Source organism: Erwinia sp. OLFS4 (assembly GCF_002752165.1).
Taxonomy (GTDB): Bacteria; Pseudomonadota; Gammaproteobacteria; order Enterobacterales; family Enterobacteriaceae; genus Izhakiella.
The window spans coordinates 1-15,668 of record NZ_MOMB01000077.1 but is presented as its reverse complement, the minus strand read 5'-3'; the positions used below and the strand labels follow the sequence as shown (position 1 = coordinate 15,668).

Below are 15,668 nucleotides of genomic sequence, written 5' to 3'. Positions count from 1 at the left end.
TGCGGCGGATATACAGACTGCCGCCCTTAAGGTCGACATCGGAAAGCCGCAGGCTGCAGGCCTCGCTGACGCGAAAACCGTGGATAAAACTCATATAAAGCAGGCAGTAGTCGCGCTCCGCCGTCGCGCTCTGCTGGGCCTGTGCCAGCAGGCTCTGCACCTCGGTCTGGGTCAGATATTTTCGTCCGTTCATGTTATCTCCATTCATGTCTGTGAATAGCGCAGTCAGCATCATTATCCGGTTGTGGCACAAATGGTAGCTGTACCAGTCTGAATTTAACGCGATATGCACAGCAGGCACCGTTACCCATACAAAGCGTTTGAATGCTTTTAATCGCACCGGACACTTTTTTGGTATGGGGGAAGGCGAAATGGAGGGTAAACCAACCGTGAAGCTGTCATCTCAGTCAGCCAGAATAAGCGTTGGTTGTCAGCACGGACAACAACCCTGCGCTCTGTCTCACATCAGGTTTCGCTTAACGGGCGAGGACGTCAAACCTGCAGCGCAGAATTTTACAGACAAAATGGCGGGAAGTTATGGCGCAGCGTAAGGATAAATAGCCGCGTTCCGGCAGGCCGGGAAAACGGCCTGTGGCGGTTAACGGACAGACCATAAAACCAGCGCTGTTCAACGGGGAGCGGCACAAAATAAATTATGCGCCTCCCCGAAGAATCAGTGCCCGTTGCGCTTCTGTATTTATGATAATGCTATGATAGTCAGGATTATATTAACCGGTTGTTACCCGACAATTAATACAGACACTAACAACATTATTTATTATTAATAAACACATTAACTATTGTAAGAAAATTAATATCAATTCCCTGGTGCTGGAAGAAAAATATAACCATGACATCAAATTATTATGACTAATCAATATGATTTTAATACCAACAACTTAAGGCTTTTCAGTCAAACAAGTCAACATAAAAGTTGACATAATGGGTTATAAAATGAAAACTAAAAGTAGATTTAGCCGGTAAAACTTTGATCTATCAATTAAAGTCATGCCAAAAATTACATACATGAACGCATGAATAATGTCTACTTTATAGAATAAACGTACGTCCCCGGAAGGGTGTCTCTGAAAGCCCCATGGTGAGATTCCGGATGTAGAGCGAAAGGGAAGATTGAGCAATGAAGATATCGGCAACGCAAAGAAAGAAAAACATTATCAACAACATAGAATATATAATACGTAGCCGCAGCGAAACAAAAGTCTCCTTTTCGCATCGCACAGGCGTTACCCGCGCAACCTTATATAAAATCCTTGATGGTAAAGTGAACAACGTTCAGCGCGCCACGCTGACGCGCATTGCCGACTTTTTTGGCGTCTCCTGTGAGGTTATTGAGAACCACAATTTAGAACACATTGAACTTATTGAGAAAACACTTTCGCCCGATGGCAATAAAAATCCGGCTGCCGTTCCGGTAATTCCTCAGTCGGATTTGATTCTTAGCCGCGAGCGCCGGATTGGTTATCTTGCTGCCCATTATCCGCTGACATGGTTTTTTGGTGATGTTTCAAATATGGTGGCGCTGCTGGTTGAGAAGAACCTTAATAATATGTTCTATCCGGGTGATATTCTTATCATAAAACGAGATTGTCCGGCAAAAATGAAACAGCCAGCGTTGTTTTATTCAGCAGAAAAGGGCATTTTCATAAGAGAGAATGACGACAGCGTTATTCATCTGTGTCAGGAAGGGGAGACACTACTAGGTGTTATTGTGGAAGAAAGAATTCAGTAAGTGATAACAAAAAATTTAAGGACAAGATTCAAATGGAAAAAAATAAAAAATACAAATTACTGGGATTCAGCCGCTCAGATACAATCACAGCAAACGTTATGGTACTTGCTACAGGAAAACATATCAGTATTGGTTTACCGGAGCTTGAAAGCAGTGAGATCATGGAGGACTTAAATCGTAATGAAATAAAAGCCCTGTATCGACGGCTTTATGGTGATAGTAATACCATAACCTCCTATGAACTGGGTGACAGACATGAACGCTCCTGGTATGCCTACCTGATAATCAGTGTCACGCTGACCATGATTTACATGCTCAGTACCGTTGGGGGCGTTAAACCAATACTGATCCCCGTGGTGAATTTTGTCGTACCACCTGCAATATTTTTCTATCCTGTTTCGTTTATTCTTATTGACATCATCAATGAATTTTACGGACTCAGAATGGCGAGAAGAACCATTTTTATTTCATTCATTTCTAACATTCTGTTTGTTGCCGGTTTGTGGGCAACCAGTTTGCTTCCCGGCTTGTCGGAGTGGGAGCTGAATGCATCATACAGCCAACTTGTTCATAGTATCATAGCGGTACTCTTTGCTTCATCGGCAGCTTATCTGATATCCGAAAATATCAATTCAATTATCCTCTGTAAGATAAAAGAGCTGACAAACTCCAGATACCTTTTTATCCGGGTTATAACCAGTAATGTCATTGCCTCTGCCATCGATAGCGTTGTCTTTTGTATCATCGCATTTCACAACATTCTCAGTGCCGATACGATTAAAACCATGATTATATCTCAATTTATTATAAAGCTAGGATATGCATTTATTGGCGTTGGACCCATTTATGCTACCCGGCAATTATTCAGACGCTATATCAATAAAGAACTCCCCGTCAAACAATCAAAGGAATGCATATGAAAACTGAAGAGATTACATTACTTGGTAAAAATACGGGATATATCCAAAATTATGCGCCGGATTTACTTGAGGCGCTGCCACGTTCACGCGGCAGAGATGAAATTAATCTTTCACCAGACAACTTGCCGTTTGCCGGCTTCGATCTGTGGACAGGCTTTGAACTTTCCTGGCTGAATGATAAAGGCAAACCTGTGGTAGCGATTGCCGAGTTCTTTATACCGGCCTGTAGTAGTAACCTCATTGAATCAAAATCATTTAAGCTTTACCTTAACAGCTTCAACCAGACCCGCTTTGCCAGCGAGGCGAGGGTAATCAGTACGCTTGAAAACGATCTGTCATCTGCTGCAGCTGGCAACGTCAAGGTGAAACTTTATTCTCAACCCGATGATTACCCGGCAATGATTACGCTGGCACCCGGTGAATGTATTGACCATCTGGATATTGAGGTTAACGATTACCAGTTTAATCCGGATTACCTGCGCCACTCGGTTGCCGATGAAACCGTATCAGAAACCCTTGTCTCACACTTGTTAAAGTCAAACTGCCTGGTAACAAATCAGCCCGACTGGGGAAGTGTCATCATCCGGTATAAAGGCAAGAAAATAAACCGTGAGAGCTTACTGCGCTATATCATTTCATTCAGAACGCATAATGAATTTCATGAGCAGTGCGTCGAGCGGATATTCAGTGATATCAGCCACTACTGCAACCCGGAAAAACTGACCGTCTTTGCCAGATACACCCGCAGAGGCGGTTTAGACATCAATCCTTTCAGAAGTAATTTTGAAGAGAGTCTTCCGGCAGGGCGATTGATCCGACAATAACATTGCGCTGCTACAGGCTTTAATCATCAAGCTTCTGGCCGCATTGTTTACCTTCAATAGTAATAAAAACGGCAATAGCTTTTAACTATTGCCGTTTTTTTAACCGTTATCGATCAACTCATCCAGTGTCTGAGGTTGCTGAATAGTAATACAGCGATGGCTGACGGTAAGAATATTCAGATCGACCATACGGGCTATCTGGCGGCTGATCGTTTCCGGGGTCAGTCCAAGGTAATTACCTATATCACCCCGGGTCATTGGCAGCTGAAACTCGCGCGGCGAATACCCCAGCCGGGCAAAACGCTGTGATATATCCTGGATAAAGATAGCAAGACGTACATTTGCCCGTGCCTTATTTATCTGAAAATAACGCGTTTTATTATTTCGGATAGTTTCACTCATCAGCTGATACAATGCCCGCCGCCCGCAAGGGGTGGACAGCAGCTGTTCCAGTAACGATGCCGGTAGCTGGCGCACCGTTGAAGTATCCAGTACCTGAGCATAACCCGCATAACGCACTGACGACAACTCAGCCAGACCACACCATTCACCCGGCAGGCAGAATCCTGTTACCAGCGCCTCCCCCTCCTTCGTCAACGTTACCTGCTTCACCGCGCCAGCCACCATCACAAACACCCCTTTAAATGGCTCATTTGCGGCGTAGAGAACATCCCCTTTGTGGTACAAACGCTCCGAACATCCCTGTATCATTTGTTGCAGGATGCTCTGCTGCGCATTCATTGTGGCTCTCCACTACCTGGTATGCCGGCCACAGACTGGCTAAAATTTCCGGCGGTAAGACTATAATCAAGCACCACAATGTCATGCAGAACCGGTGTAAAAATGGCCTTCAGTGCATCATGAGCAGGATGAGGCAGGTAGCGCTGGCGGGCATTTTGGTCACGAAAAGTCATCAGCACACAGTGACTGAAGCCGGCATGCATGCCTTCCGGACTGTTATTGACTCCCCACTCCACCCGGCAAACACCCTCGACTTGCTGTGGAATGTTTAAGAACGCACGTTTAACCGATTGTATTTGTTGTTGGGTAGCCGCATCGGTAAAAGCAATAAATAAAATATGGCGAATCATCGCTGCTCCCGCTGACAGGTTGTGGCACAGAGTTGATTGCCCGCGCCTTGTTATCTTTTGTCAGTCTGTTCCTCTTAATTAACTGCTACTTTGTCCCAGCCTTTCTGATACATACAGTTATCTATCAATACGTCGCGCTGAGACGCATTGGCATCGGTGATGCGATTATAGGTTTCCTTATTTTCATCAAGCTTTTTATCGTCAGTTTTATCTTTCAGCGATAACTCTGAGCGACTATTTTCTACCTGATTATCTGGCGGCAGATCTTTCAGCGCTTTGGCTTCACAGGCAGTAAGCTGTACCTGACGATCATGTTCTGACATACCGGCTTTTACCCAACGATAATCGACACATCCGCTTATTAGCGTAATAGCAACCAACAATAACGCTGTATTTTTTATCTTCATTATGACTCCATTTAATTTTTTAAGCTGACAGATTGTAAATAACGGCCAGACAATACCCTTCCTGTCATCAGGCAAAAAAAAGATATCAAGTTTATTAATTAATCATCTGCATGACGTTAACCGCTAGCCGACGATAGGTTTATCAGTATGACACTGGATAAAAACAAGCCGGCAGCGTATCTGCCTGGAGTTTCCGGCCGCTCCGGGTTTTCCCTTCATCGCTGACCGGAAAGCAAATATTAACCGCCATCATGAGCACGGTAACATCACTGTTACTGTGGCTTACAAGTTAAGCAGACGACGGTCGGTGGCTTCCTGCACAGAATGCATATTACTGAGCCACGCCGAGGGCGACAATCTTCCCTTATTAACAGAATATGTCACAGAGATACTAAGTGTTAAAAGCAATGTCATTATGCAGTTTTTCGACACCCTGGGCGCGTTTTAACCATATAGCGGCAAGATATCAGACTACATCAATATGCGCGGCATCTCAGTTAGCGTTGAACATGATGAACCTTCAACGACAATTCATGGAACGGGGACGGACTGCCTGACCTTAGCGTTTCTGATAACAGCGTCAAATCATCCGGCGTAATTCGGATAATCCCCTCTCCCGGCAGATCAATTTCGGCAATCACAAACAGCACCAGGGTTGTCAGTACCGGTAAAATAAACAGATAAGGAAAGTTTTCCTTTCCACCGGCCATCTGCTGACCAACCAGAAAACAGGCACTCATGGAAAACAGCATCAGTACCAGCCAGGCGGCATCAGGCACCTGACGTTTCCAGACAGAATGCGTCTGCTGTTGCGCGGTTAGCAACGTATTGTAAACGGACAGCACTGAAGCCATCACTGGCGTAGCTGAATGGCCAGCATACGGGATAATCGCCAGCCAAAGCCTGTACTGATTCTCCTGCGACAGGCGTGACCAGCCTTGCCCCTGGGTGCGGGTCCCTTCCCGGAAAAAACGAATACGATCTTCAAGATAATTTGCCAGCAGCCCCTGTACTGTCTGCTGCGTGGCCTCAGGTAGCAATAGCGAATATTGCCAGACACTGGCCACACTCTGCGCCTCACGAACTTCCGCCTGCCCGCGGGCGGCGTATCCTCTGATTGACACTGAAAACATAAAGCCGATGAGCAGTCCCGACAGGGTGAGAGTAGCACCGGTCACCACAGCCGTGCCGGTCGGATTAATTTTCAACGCGCGATGATCAATAAACCGGCCGCTCCAGGCCGACATGACCAGCAGCAAAAAAATCACCGTTAACAGCAAAATATCGTCCACTGCCGGTAACGTCAGAAAATAGGCGATCACTTTAATTCCTTGATTGCATAAATAGTGTGAAATTTATACAAATAATGAATATAATAAAAAACAGATTAATCTTATTGCAGGTAACGTGTAATAATAGCGACAAAGATAGCTTGTCTGCTTCCACCGCACCATTCAGCAGCATACAGCCGTCATTATCACCCAATAAAACTACCGGAATTATTACACGCCCTTGTCGGCGTGCGGTTTTTTGCCCGCCAGGGAGCAGCAAACAAGAAGCAGATTACGTTGCTGTAAAGGTAAATGTTAAATTTGCCAATCTTGCAGGAAAATGAATGTGACTTTTATCACCATAGCAGAAATAATTTATTAAAAGTCAATGCGCTGCATTGCTGTAACACAGTAAACATCGCTGATGAAGAATAATGAATATTTATCCTTTTTGTTTAGAATCGTTAGAAAAATTAATTTATTTTTCGCGCAATCGACCAGGAGCTTCAAATGAAAAGAAAATTTTTAACTGAAGAAGAAATAAACCTTATTTTGCAGGCTACTTCGGTAAGCCGCAACGCATTACGCGATGACTGTATGATCAGCCTCTGCTTTTATCATGGCCTCAGAGTCAGTGAGCTGATCTCATTAAAAATAAATGATTATGATCGATTTTCCGAAAAGATATATATAAAGCGTCTGAAAGGCGGCTTCAGCACAATTCATCCGGTGCTCCCGGCAATCAGCCAGAAACTTAATAATTGGATCGAAGAAAGAAAAAACTATACTGACGGCACTTCAGATTATCTTTTTCTGACAAAATCCGGAAAAGAAATGAGCCGGCAACGCTTTTGCCAGATAATTAAATTATATGCAAGTATTTCCGGACTGCTTATTAATGTTCACCCGCATATGCTCCGTCACGCCTGTGGTTACAGCCTCGCCGACCGGGGAAATGATACCCGCCTTATTCAGGATTATCTTGGTCATAAAAATATCCGTCATACCGTCACTTATACTGCCGCCAATGCAGAACGCTTTAATCATGCCTGGCGTTTAACAGCAAAAGATTAACCGCTATTGAGGCAACGTCGTATTACTGTGCTGGTGCGATAAATCCTATACACACCGGAACCGGTTTCGCATGCGGGTCGGCAGTAAAAAACAGTTGCCTTTTCAGAGAAAGCACCATCCCAGGCCACGCCTGATGGAATGCCAGAAAATGTTCATCCTGACAACTTTTATCCACCTGACCGATAATCACCGCCCCTTCGGTTTCTAACCGGGCACGGGTCAGATGGGCATTATAGATCCCCGGCATTTTCTCATTATCCCACGGCGTAATAATATCAGGCCGTGTGCTGACGTAGACCGTCAGCCATTCAGAAAGATGCTCACCGCCAACATAGCGCAACGGCGAAGCGAACTGCTGTTGCCACAGTTGCTCTACCTGCTGACTGAAAGGTTTGATGCCAGACATCTTCTCACCGGCATTTTTAACGTTCAGGCTCATCACCAGAATATAACCCAGCAGGATCAGTAACGCGCAAACCAGGTAAAAGCGGTAACTCCGGTGCAGACGGTGCCAATCCGGCTCCCCGCGATACAGTGCCGGCAGCAAGGCCAGCGCCGGCAAAAGAAAAGGTTGCAGCCATTCTGTTAAGCGGCCGCCGTTATGCAACAAAAACCACAGCGTAATGACCGCCAGCGGTACCATAAAGACCATGAGCATCGCCCGCACCGCCGGATCTGCTGGCCGCGCCAGTTTAAGCCCGCACCACTTCAGCAAACAGCCGGCCATTGCAACAGGATAAAAAACCGACAGCAGCTTCACCAGTACGTGCAGATTAAGTCCGCTGCGGATCTGACTGTCCACCCACCTGAATGCCGAAAAATTGTGTTCAGCCAGCCACCAGAGATTTGGCAGGGCTAATCCGCATCCGATCAGTAATCCCAGCCAGAAAGCCGGATGTGCATAATGCCGGCGCAGCGCGGGGGAAAAAAACGGTGTCAGCACGACCATGATCACCGGCGCCAGTGAGGAGTATTTCGCCATTACCGCCAACCCTGACACCAACCCAAAAGCCAGCCACCACCAGGGGGTCTGCGTCAGCGACCGGTAAAACAGCCAGTACATCCACGGCCATAACATAACCAGTAAATAGTTATCGTTATAAGGAATGATATCGAAATTAATCACCCCTGAAACGCCGCAGGAGAGCAGTGAAAAACAGGCCAGGCGCTTATTTTCGCCCAGCTCACGCGCCAGGTAAGCCACCCCGGTAAGCCCGATGCTAACGGCAATAAAGTGAACGGCGTACCAGTAGGGGCTTACCGGCAGGCTTTTGAAATAAATCAACGGTTGCATTATCGCGCCGGGAAGCCACGGGTTTTTGGGTGATCCCCATTCACCGTTACTGGCCCAGTTAAGCGCTTCAACCGCATCATAAGGAAGCGCCGGGTCGAGTAACCACGATGCCAGAAACCAGCACAATGCATAAATCATAACCGTGACAGACAGCTTCATTGCCTTACCTTATATTCCGGTATGTCCCTGCGGCCGGCTACGGATAACCGGCTGACTTAGTGGCCAAACAACAGCCGGGTAGTACGAATATCCAGCGCGCCGGACGGCTGACCATCAGCACCAAAATAGCGGTCCTTACGACAGGAACGGGTTTTCACATCGCAGTATACCCCATTTGCAAAAGTGAAGGCGCTATGATCAAACTCCCCCTGGGCAATCAGCCGTTCACCGGCGCGCTTACCCAGCCAGAGTCGTGTCAGTTTCGCCGAAACCCCACTGGCATCAGCACACAGATAAGCATCACAAACCACCCCGGTGGCCGGTGAACGAAGCGCGCTGCGTTCGGCCGCATTCGCCGTCGGTAGCACAAAAGCCAGTAGTAATAACACGCTGAACGTCTTCATCGGTTTTTCTCCATTACGGTTGTCGCCGCGCCGGCACCCTGCCGGAGCTTTTATCAGAACTGCCAGGTCACCGCCAGCAGTGGGCCGCGCATCGTGACATCTGACGTATGGTCATCACTATGATGTACCACACGCAGCACCCGATAACCCGCTGAAAGCGCTACCTCCGGCGAGGCCTGCCAGCTTAGTGCCCCGGTCAGTCGCCACGTGCGCCGACCGGCACCGGTGCCCCCTGCCTGCGCCATGCCGGTTAGCGACCAGTCGGGAGACAGTGCCTGCCATACCCGTAGCCCCGCCACCGGCGTCAGCCAGCCAAAGCGCTCCGTATGTTCCCCGTTTAGCAGCGTGCCGTTCAGGCTCAGCTGGTTGCTGATTTGCCAGCCCTGCACGCCGCCGGTCACATCAAGCGCCGTCTGTGACGTCTGATACACCCGCCAGCCGGCGCCGAGCGTTGCCGACTGCTGGCGGGTATCCAGCGTGGCTTGCTCGCCCTCGGCCGTCCCGGACTGCCGGGTCTGAATATACATCAGATCAGCCAGCAGCAGCAGGCGATCGCGCCGCGCGGTCACGTCGACAAACGCGCTCAGCCGGGTGGCTTTCAGCACATCACCGAAGTCCATGCTGACCGGCATCGCCGGCGCATCACGAAAGGCGCGTACCGTACCGTTCATCCCGGCCCCCCACAGCCAGGGCGTCACCTGCCATTGCCAGGATGATTCTGCTGCCCGGCACGCACCGGATGTCACCAACAGCGACGCTGCAACCACGCTGCTTATCACGACGCGGCTCATGGTACATTCACCCCGTCAACATGCAGGCCGGGCTGACTCCCCGCCGGCAGTGCATCAGTGGTAGCGGTGACAGTGCGCGTTTCATGTGGCCACACCGTGATGTAGTTATCATCATAGCTTATTGGCAGTACTTCCTGATCGCTGCCAGGCGCTGTCAGAGTGGCCCTGACGAAAAAGGCCACATGCGACGTCGGGTTAGTCAGGCGAATAACAAAACGCCGTTGCTTTTCGCTGGCAGATAGCGTTGAATCAGCGCCGCTCACTTCCTTCAGCGAACTCTCCAGTCGGACCGCCGGCATCGTTTGCAGCGCGCTAAAGTCGGCCCATGCGGTTTGACGTAACTTCATACTGGCCAGCACATCCTTCAACGGTGCCAGGTCAGGCTGGTCATCGGTACGCGACTGCCAGTAAACGTTCTCTGTTAACAGCTGGCCCTGGCTATCTGACAGGCGCAGGCGAATAAACCATACACCGGCCTGGTCAAAGCGCGGCAGCGTCATGACCGGCTCGCTGTCCTGTGCCGCCACCCGTAGCGCTCCGGTTTTCTCCTCATGCAGTACCCGGCCCTGCAAATCGTACACCGTCGCCCGCACCTGCAGGCCTGAATGTGAATTCAGCGTCTGGTTAACCAACCGGATAACGGCCTTGTGGTGATCGCCACTGGCATAGTAATCCGACACCACGCTCAGCGGACGTAACGCTTTCTTCGCACCGAAATAGGCGCCACCGGGTTTCAGATACCAGTCAAACAGCTGTCCGAAAAACGACGGCCACGGACTGTTAAGCATCCAGTAAACGGTAAATTTATGTTCCTGCCAGTCCAGTGCACTATAGGCTTCAAACTGCGCGCGGACGCCTTCATAAATCGCCAGCTGAGCCCGGCGGGCAAAATCTTCCGCATTGGCCGGCGCACCGTAACGTTTTGTCACTGCCAGACGTAAACCATCCAGCGTGCTGTTGCCAGGCACCGATCCACCGTGTACTTCCCAGACCGGGTTAACCGGCCACAAACTGTCAGCGGGAATGAACTTTTTCAGGCTCTCTGGCGGCGGTACGATTTCATCGCTCCCCTCTTCCGCCACCGAGCCACGGGCACCGGAAAACTTGCCGTCAAACCAGAATACCGGCGCACGCCAGGTGTAGGGGCCGGACATATGAATGCCGCTCCAGTCACGGTTACGCTGGGAAAGGGTATCCACCACGGCATTCTGCCAGTGCAGATCGGTCAGAATCTGGCGATAGTCTGCCAGTACGTCTTCAGGCGGCATGCCGTCACTGCCGTTAGCCCATAGCGCTGCCGAGGCATGACCACGCAGCTCACGTAGCACTGAGCGCACCGTGTCACGCGCCACCTGATGGTCCTGCGCATCCCAGCGGTCCCATTGTTCCCAGGCGCCACAGCACACCAGTCCGCGCATAACCGGAATCCCCTCACGGTCAGCCAGCGTCAGCAGATCATCATCAAGAAATTTGCCTTCCTGACGCAGCAGGTTAATCCCCATATCTTTGGCATAGGCAATCACCGCTTGCAGTCTCTTCGGATCGTGCCCATAGAACAGGTCCGGCGTATAGGCAGCGCCGCGCACCGGATAATCACGTCCGTTGATCTGCAGATAAAAGCTGCCACCGTCTTTAAACGGGAGTTCAGGAAATAATCGGGTATTGTCCCGATGTCCGGTCACCGAACGGATACCAAAATCGGTCTGCGTATCATCAGATACCTTACCCTGGGTATCAAAGCGCAACGACAGATGGTAAAGCGCCGGATCACCCCAGATATAGGGCCACCACAAATCGGGATGCGTCACCTTAAGCGCCGGTGTGTCTGCCGGAGTAAAACTCAACTCACGCGTTTCGCCGGCAGCCAGCGTTACCGCTTTTTCCAGCGTCAGGTCCGGTTTGCCAGCCCGGCTGATGGTGCCACGCAGCACCCCGCTCACCGCAACCTTACTCTGATTCGCTGCATCGACATAAACTGACAGGGCGGCTGTATCCTTGCGCGGCAGCGGCAGAACAGAAGCGACATAGGGATGACGCAGGGTCACCGGTCCGCCCCAGGTCAGATAAACCCGCCCGGTAATACCGCCGTTTTTATCCGGCAGCCAGGAAGCCATACTTTTACTGTCGCCAAGGAAACGGAAGTTAATCCAGTCCACCCAGGTATCCGCGAGGTCAACCCCTTCACCCTGTCCCTTGCTCATGCCGGGCGCCAGGTTCATGCCAGGCGTACGCTGTTCAGGCTGAATACGCACAGCCAGGCGGTTTTCCTCACCCGGTTTTATCAGCCCGGTCACGTCAAATTCATTGCGGCGCCACATTCCCGTCATGGTCTCGGGACCGGCCACCCGCTGGCCATTAAGCCACACTTCACCCCGGTAGCTGATGCCGTTAAACACCAGACTGTAGCGCGGCTGCCCCGCCGGCGCGTTGAACCGGGTCTGGTACCACCAGTCATGCTGCCACAGGGTGCGATCTACCCGCGCGAGGTTATCACCAATGTACGGGTCCACCAGCTGGCCGGCATCCGTCAGCGCTTTTAGCACCGTAGCCGGCATACTTTTAACCGCTATTGCCTGCTTTGCCGGTGGCGCAGCCGAAAGCTGTGCGCCATCACCACTGATCGCATCTGCACGCGTCAGGAACCAGCCATCACGCAGCTCTGTCTGTCCTGGCGTACTCGCCGCTGACGCCACCCCGCATAGCAGGCCGGCCAGTAACAGGCCGATAATCCAGCCGGGCCCGACCCGGCGTCCTGTATTCTCTGTCATCCTCTTTTCTCCTGAACCTGTTAGCCGCCGGGGCAATTCGTCAAACACCGTCCGTTTTCTGCAGTGACGCCGCCCGCAGACACCACTATGCTCGTGACTCACACCAGTGACGGTCGGCACCCGTCCGGCTCAGCGACAGAGCCTTTAGCCAACGTGCGCCGGCTTCCGCATATTCACCGCCGCGCTCAAGTCTGGCGGCCTGCCAGCAGGCCGCCTGCCACTGGTCATATTGTGTCGGCGCACGCAGATAGCCACTCAGCGCGGCTTCGCCCTCTCCGCCAGGGGCGGTATTGTGATCGTTGTGTTGAATGTTTTCTGTCTCTTCCACGTCGTTGTTATTCCTTATCCGGTCGCTCGCCCTTTCACCGGTTGCACATCAGCTTCAGCCGCGCTCACCTCAAACATAAAGCCCATATTGCGTCGGGTATGTATTACTTCCCCGGCCTGCGGCTGACAGCTACGCAGTTTCTGACGCAGCCGGCCGATAATCACATCCAGCGAGTGCACGCTGCCTTCGGCAGGCAGCTCCTGGCGCAGCCGTAGCAAAATCGCGTTGCGTCTCACCAGGCGTCCGCGCTGGCGCATCAGTACTTCCAGCACCCGTGTTTCCATGCGCGTCAGCATTACCCGCTCGTTGCCGGCCCGCAGCGTACCGCTGTCTGTTTCAAGGCTGAACGGCGGCACGCACAGTGTCGCGGAAGAAAACCCCTGGCAGCGGCGCACTACCGCTTCCAGCCGCGCGACAATAATGCGTGCATCTTCATCCCGGTCATGACAGATGTCAGCACCGGCGGCCAGCAGCGCCGGCACGTCGAGCCGGTAGTCGCGCCGGTGGATTGCCATCATCGTTAAGGTCTGGCCACAGGCCCGCCGCCAGCCACGTACCACCCCGGCGCCGGCAAGACGGCCGGTATCGGAGACATCCAGTACCAGCGCATCCACGCCGTAATCTTCCAGGTAACGGCGCAGTACCGGCGGCGGTAGCAATCCATCCTTATGCACGTCCGCCACACGCCCGGCACTACGCAGCTGGACAGCCACGTGATGGGCGTACACCTGGTCGGTGCTTACAATCAGGTATCTCATGCGGCGGATCCGGCCATCAGAAGGTGTACAGCGCGTTCAGAAACAACCCGGCACCGGTACTTTTATCCACCAGCGGGCTGTTGCGTGCCGCGCGAGCAGTCAGTGACGTCAGACGCACGCCGCCGCCCAGGCTAACCTGCTGTGTCCACTGCCAGTTCAGGCCCCACTGCACAGTCACGCTCCGCAGCCCGCCACCGGCTTCATGTTCAGCAAAACTACTGCGAGCGGCCTGCTCAGCAGTCACCCCGTAGCGCGCCATCATGTCATTACGATCAGACCAGGTGGCAAAGGCGGCTCCCGTCATTGTCAGGTCATCGCCAAGCGGCAATGCGGTATCCACCCCGGCATCAAGATAAGCGGTATGTCCGAGATCGCGGCCACCGTATTCACGGTCACGCAGTGCCTGGATGCCGCGAACGAACAGCCGGTAAGGCTGCAGGTTCAGACTCAGCTCAAGCCCCGCCTGCCCGGTACCGGCGAGGTCACCCATACCACGCAGATGGTCGTTATGACCGCTCAGGGTGCGAATATCCTCGCGGCATCCCGGATCGTAATTACCAAGCAGCGCCACGCCGAAGGTATCCCCTACCGGCAGATCCCAGCGTAATCCCTCAGGAAAACTGGCGCTGAAGGTCCCCCAACTGGCGGTTGGTGCTACCGCTTTTACCAGCGGCAGCAGGGTAGTGGTGTATGCGGATGCACCGTCATACACCGGCGCCGTCAGGGTGCCAGCACCGAGAGAAAATGACGGAGCGTCATCCTGCGCCAGCGCCGCCAGCGGCATCAGCAACAAACCTGCGGCCAGCCGCGCAGCAGTACGGCACGACCCGGAGCGGGCGGATGAAGATACGGATTTCATGGATATTCTCCTTATTGTGTCAGAATGACGCCCGGCCGGACAAAGCAGGCCAGATATCAGAAAACCAGCCGGACCGGATAGTGCAGCCAGGCAGCATAGTGGGCATAGTCGCATCCGCCTGCCCGGCGAATGACGCAGGTGCAGAGTTAAAAACAGGGAGCGTTCAGAAGGGCCGTCAGGCGTGGAAAAATCAATTGCCAAATCAATAACAACTGAGCACAACATTCAACGCTACCGCCCTCCGCCAGGCATTGCCCCCGGATTATTCTCCGGACAAGGGGCAGTCACTTAGTCCTTGTCCGCTACAACAGCCATCGCCAGCATTCAGCAGCAAGTGGCACAGGAGCAGCCTGTCGCTCTCTGCAGCGATGAACGCGCCAGTCAAGCACTTATCGCCACCACAGCCGCATTCAGACTCGCCACCACTCGCCACCACAATGTTTAACCGTGGTGACGGAACACCCGCCAGGCACGTTGCGTTTAACGCACTTTTTTCGCGTCGATGAAGCAGATGAAATGGTTCTACTGCGTTTTTTTACTCATCCAACCCCCTCGGATATCGGGCATGCGTTACCCGACGTCTTTTTTTGACGCTTAACTTTACAATTAGGACCATTTTGACAAGTAATTGGAAAAACTAGATTTAAATACCTTTATTTTTATGATTTTTTAATCCAACAAATATAAATATATGGTGTTTTATTCTTTCGATATCGAGCATAGGATTGCCAGGAAAAGGCGGGGTTTATTCGTGATGAAAAATAATGAGTTGCGTGGGAGGATAAAAAAATCGGTGATGCCTCCAATTAGTAGAACATGTGTTTCTCGATAAACGCTCCAATGACTTTTTCGTGGATCTCAACTGAGCGCGAAAAGCAGATTGTTTTACGAGCCAACCGTTTAATGCGGGTGCGGAGCGTCAGGTTATTACGTTCAATGCGTTGGGTGAAAATTTTGCCCGTCAGATGCT

The 15,668-nt window shown here is 51.5% G+C and carries 18 protein-coding genes; 5 read left to right on the top strand and 13 right to left on the bottom strand.

Annotated features, from left to right (window positions below; genetic code table 11):
• The coding region (locus tag BL249_RS18185; protein WP_158234034.1) for a tyrosine-type recombinase/integrase at positions 1–193 on the bottom strand (193 nt) is incomplete at its 3' end.
• A 945-nt stretch (positions 194–1,138) separates the two neighbouring features.
• On the opposite strand from BL249_RS18185, the gene BL249_RS18180 reads away from it, so the two are divergent.
• Genes BL249_RS18180 through queF form a run of 3 tightly spaced genes read left to right on the top strand, consistent with a single transcriptional unit; the run spans position 1,139 to position 3,494 of the window.
• Entirely contained in the window at positions 1,139–1,750 is a 612-nt protein-coding gene (locus BL249_RS18180; protein ID WP_099707422.1) for a helix-turn-helix domain-containing protein, read from the top strand.
• 32 nt (positions 1,751–1,782) lie between these two features.
• Positions 1,783–2,670: a queuosine precursor transporter gene (locus BL249_RS18175; protein WP_099707423.1), complete on the top strand. Its 888-nt coding sequence runs from the start codon at positions 1,783–1,785 to the stop codon at positions 2,668–2,670.
• Positions 2,661–3,494, top strand: a complete 834-nt coding sequence (gene queF / locus BL249_RS18170; protein WP_099707424.1) for an NADPH-dependent 7-cyano-7-deazaguanine reductase QueF — start codon at positions 2,661–2,663, stop codon at positions 3,492–3,494. The genes BL249_RS18175 and queF overlap by 10 nt, the downstream gene beginning before the upstream one ends.
• A gap of 99 nt (positions 3,495–3,593) precedes the next feature.
• Here the strand turns inward: queF and BL249_RS18165 are convergent, their stop codons facing one another.
• The 4 genes from BL249_RS18165 to BL249_RS18150 form a co-directional block, all read right to left on the bottom strand.
• A complete protein-coding gene (locus BL249_RS18165; protein ID WP_099707425.1) occupies positions 3,594–4,235 on the bottom strand; it encodes a helix-turn-helix domain-containing protein in 642 nt (213 codons plus the stop codon).
• Complete coding sequence (locus BL249_RS18160) at positions 4,232–4,585, bottom strand: Dabb family protein (RefSeq protein WP_099707426.1); 354 nt, start codon at positions 4,583–4,585, stop codon at positions 4,232–4,234. The genes BL249_RS18165 and BL249_RS18160 overlap by 4 nt, the downstream gene beginning before the upstream one ends.
• Before the next feature lie 74 nt (positions 4,586–4,659).
• On the bottom strand, positions 4,660–4,992 hold the full coding sequence (locus BL249_RS18155) for a hypothetical protein (RefSeq protein ID WP_099707427.1): 333 nt from the start codon (positions 4,990–4,992) through the stop codon (positions 4,660–4,662).
• Between the two features lie 497 nt (positions 4,993–5,489).
• Positions 5,490–6,314, bottom strand: a complete 825-nt coding sequence (locus tag BL249_RS18150; RefSeq protein ID WP_099707428.1) for a bestrophin-like domain — start codon at positions 6,312–6,314, stop codon at positions 5,490–5,492.
• Between the two features lie 459 nt (positions 6,315–6,773).
• Here BL249_RS18150 and BL249_RS18145 point away from each other — a divergent pair, with 459 nt between their 5' ends.
• Complete coding sequence (locus BL249_RS18145; RefSeq protein ID WP_099707429.1) at positions 6,774–7,337, top strand: tyrosine-type recombinase/integrase; 564 nt, start codon at positions 6,774–6,776, stop codon at positions 7,335–7,337.
• 22 nt (positions 7,338–7,359) lie between these two features.
• On the opposite strand, the gene BL249_RS18140 is transcribed toward BL249_RS18145, so the two are convergent.
• From BL249_RS18140 to BL249_RS18110, 7 genes are all read right to left on the bottom strand, one after another.
• On the bottom strand, positions 7,360–8,790 hold the full coding sequence (locus tag BL249_RS18140; RefSeq protein ID WP_099707430.1) for a glycosyltransferase family 39 protein: 1,431 nt from the start codon (positions 8,788–8,790) through the stop codon (positions 7,360–7,362).
• Positions 8,791–8,846: 56 nt separating this feature from the next.
• Complete coding sequence (locus BL249_RS18135; protein ID WP_099707431.1) at positions 8,847–9,194, bottom strand: YcgJ family protein; 348 nt, start codon at positions 9,192–9,194, stop codon at positions 8,847–8,849.
• A gap of 53 nt (positions 9,195–9,247) precedes the next feature.
• Positions 9,248–9,985 carry a hypothetical protein gene (locus BL249_RS18130; protein ID WP_099707432.1) on the bottom strand — a complete coding sequence of 246 codons (738 nt, stop codon included), beginning with the start codon at positions 9,983–9,985 and terminating at the stop codon, positions 9,248–9,250.
• Positions 9,982–12,753, bottom strand: coding sequence for a glycoside hydrolase family 2 protein (locus BL249_RS18125; RefSeq protein WP_099707433.1), 2,772 nt, complete (start codon positions 12,751–12,753; stop codon positions 9,982–9,984). The genes BL249_RS18130 and BL249_RS18125 overlap by 4 nt, the downstream gene beginning before the upstream one ends.
• Positions 12,754–12,838: 85 nt before the next feature.
• Positions 12,839–13,081 (bottom strand): ANR family transcriptional regulator, encoded by a 243-nt coding sequence (locus BL249_RS18120; protein WP_099707434.1) that lies wholly within the window; start codon positions 13,079–13,081, stop codon positions 12,839–12,841.
• A 14-nt stretch (positions 13,082–13,095) separates the two neighbouring features.
• Positions 13,096–13,839 (bottom strand): response regulator transcription factor, encoded by a 744-nt coding sequence (locus BL249_RS18115; RefSeq protein WP_099707435.1) that lies wholly within the window; start codon positions 13,837–13,839, stop codon positions 13,096–13,098.
• Positions 13,840–13,855: 16 nt separating this feature from the next.
• Complete coding sequence (locus BL249_RS18110; RefSeq protein WP_099707436.1) at positions 13,856–14,698, bottom strand: MipA/OmpV family protein; 843 nt, start codon at positions 14,696–14,698, stop codon at positions 13,856–13,858.
• On the opposite strand from BL249_RS18110, the gene BL249_RS18105 reads away from it, so the two are divergent.
• Complete coding sequence (locus tag BL249_RS18105) at positions 14,680–14,907, top strand: hypothetical protein (RefSeq protein WP_099716815.1); 228 nt, start codon at positions 14,680–14,682, stop codon at positions 14,905–14,907. The two genes, BL249_RS18110 and BL249_RS18105, sit on opposite strands and share 19 nt — an antisense overlap.
• A 597-nt stretch (positions 14,908–15,504) precedes the next feature.
• Here the strand turns inward: BL249_RS18105 and BL249_RS18100 are convergent.
• A partial coding sequence (locus BL249_RS18100; protein ID WP_241898819.1) for an IS1 family transposase occupies positions 15,505–15,668 on the bottom strand: 164 nt, incomplete at its 5' end.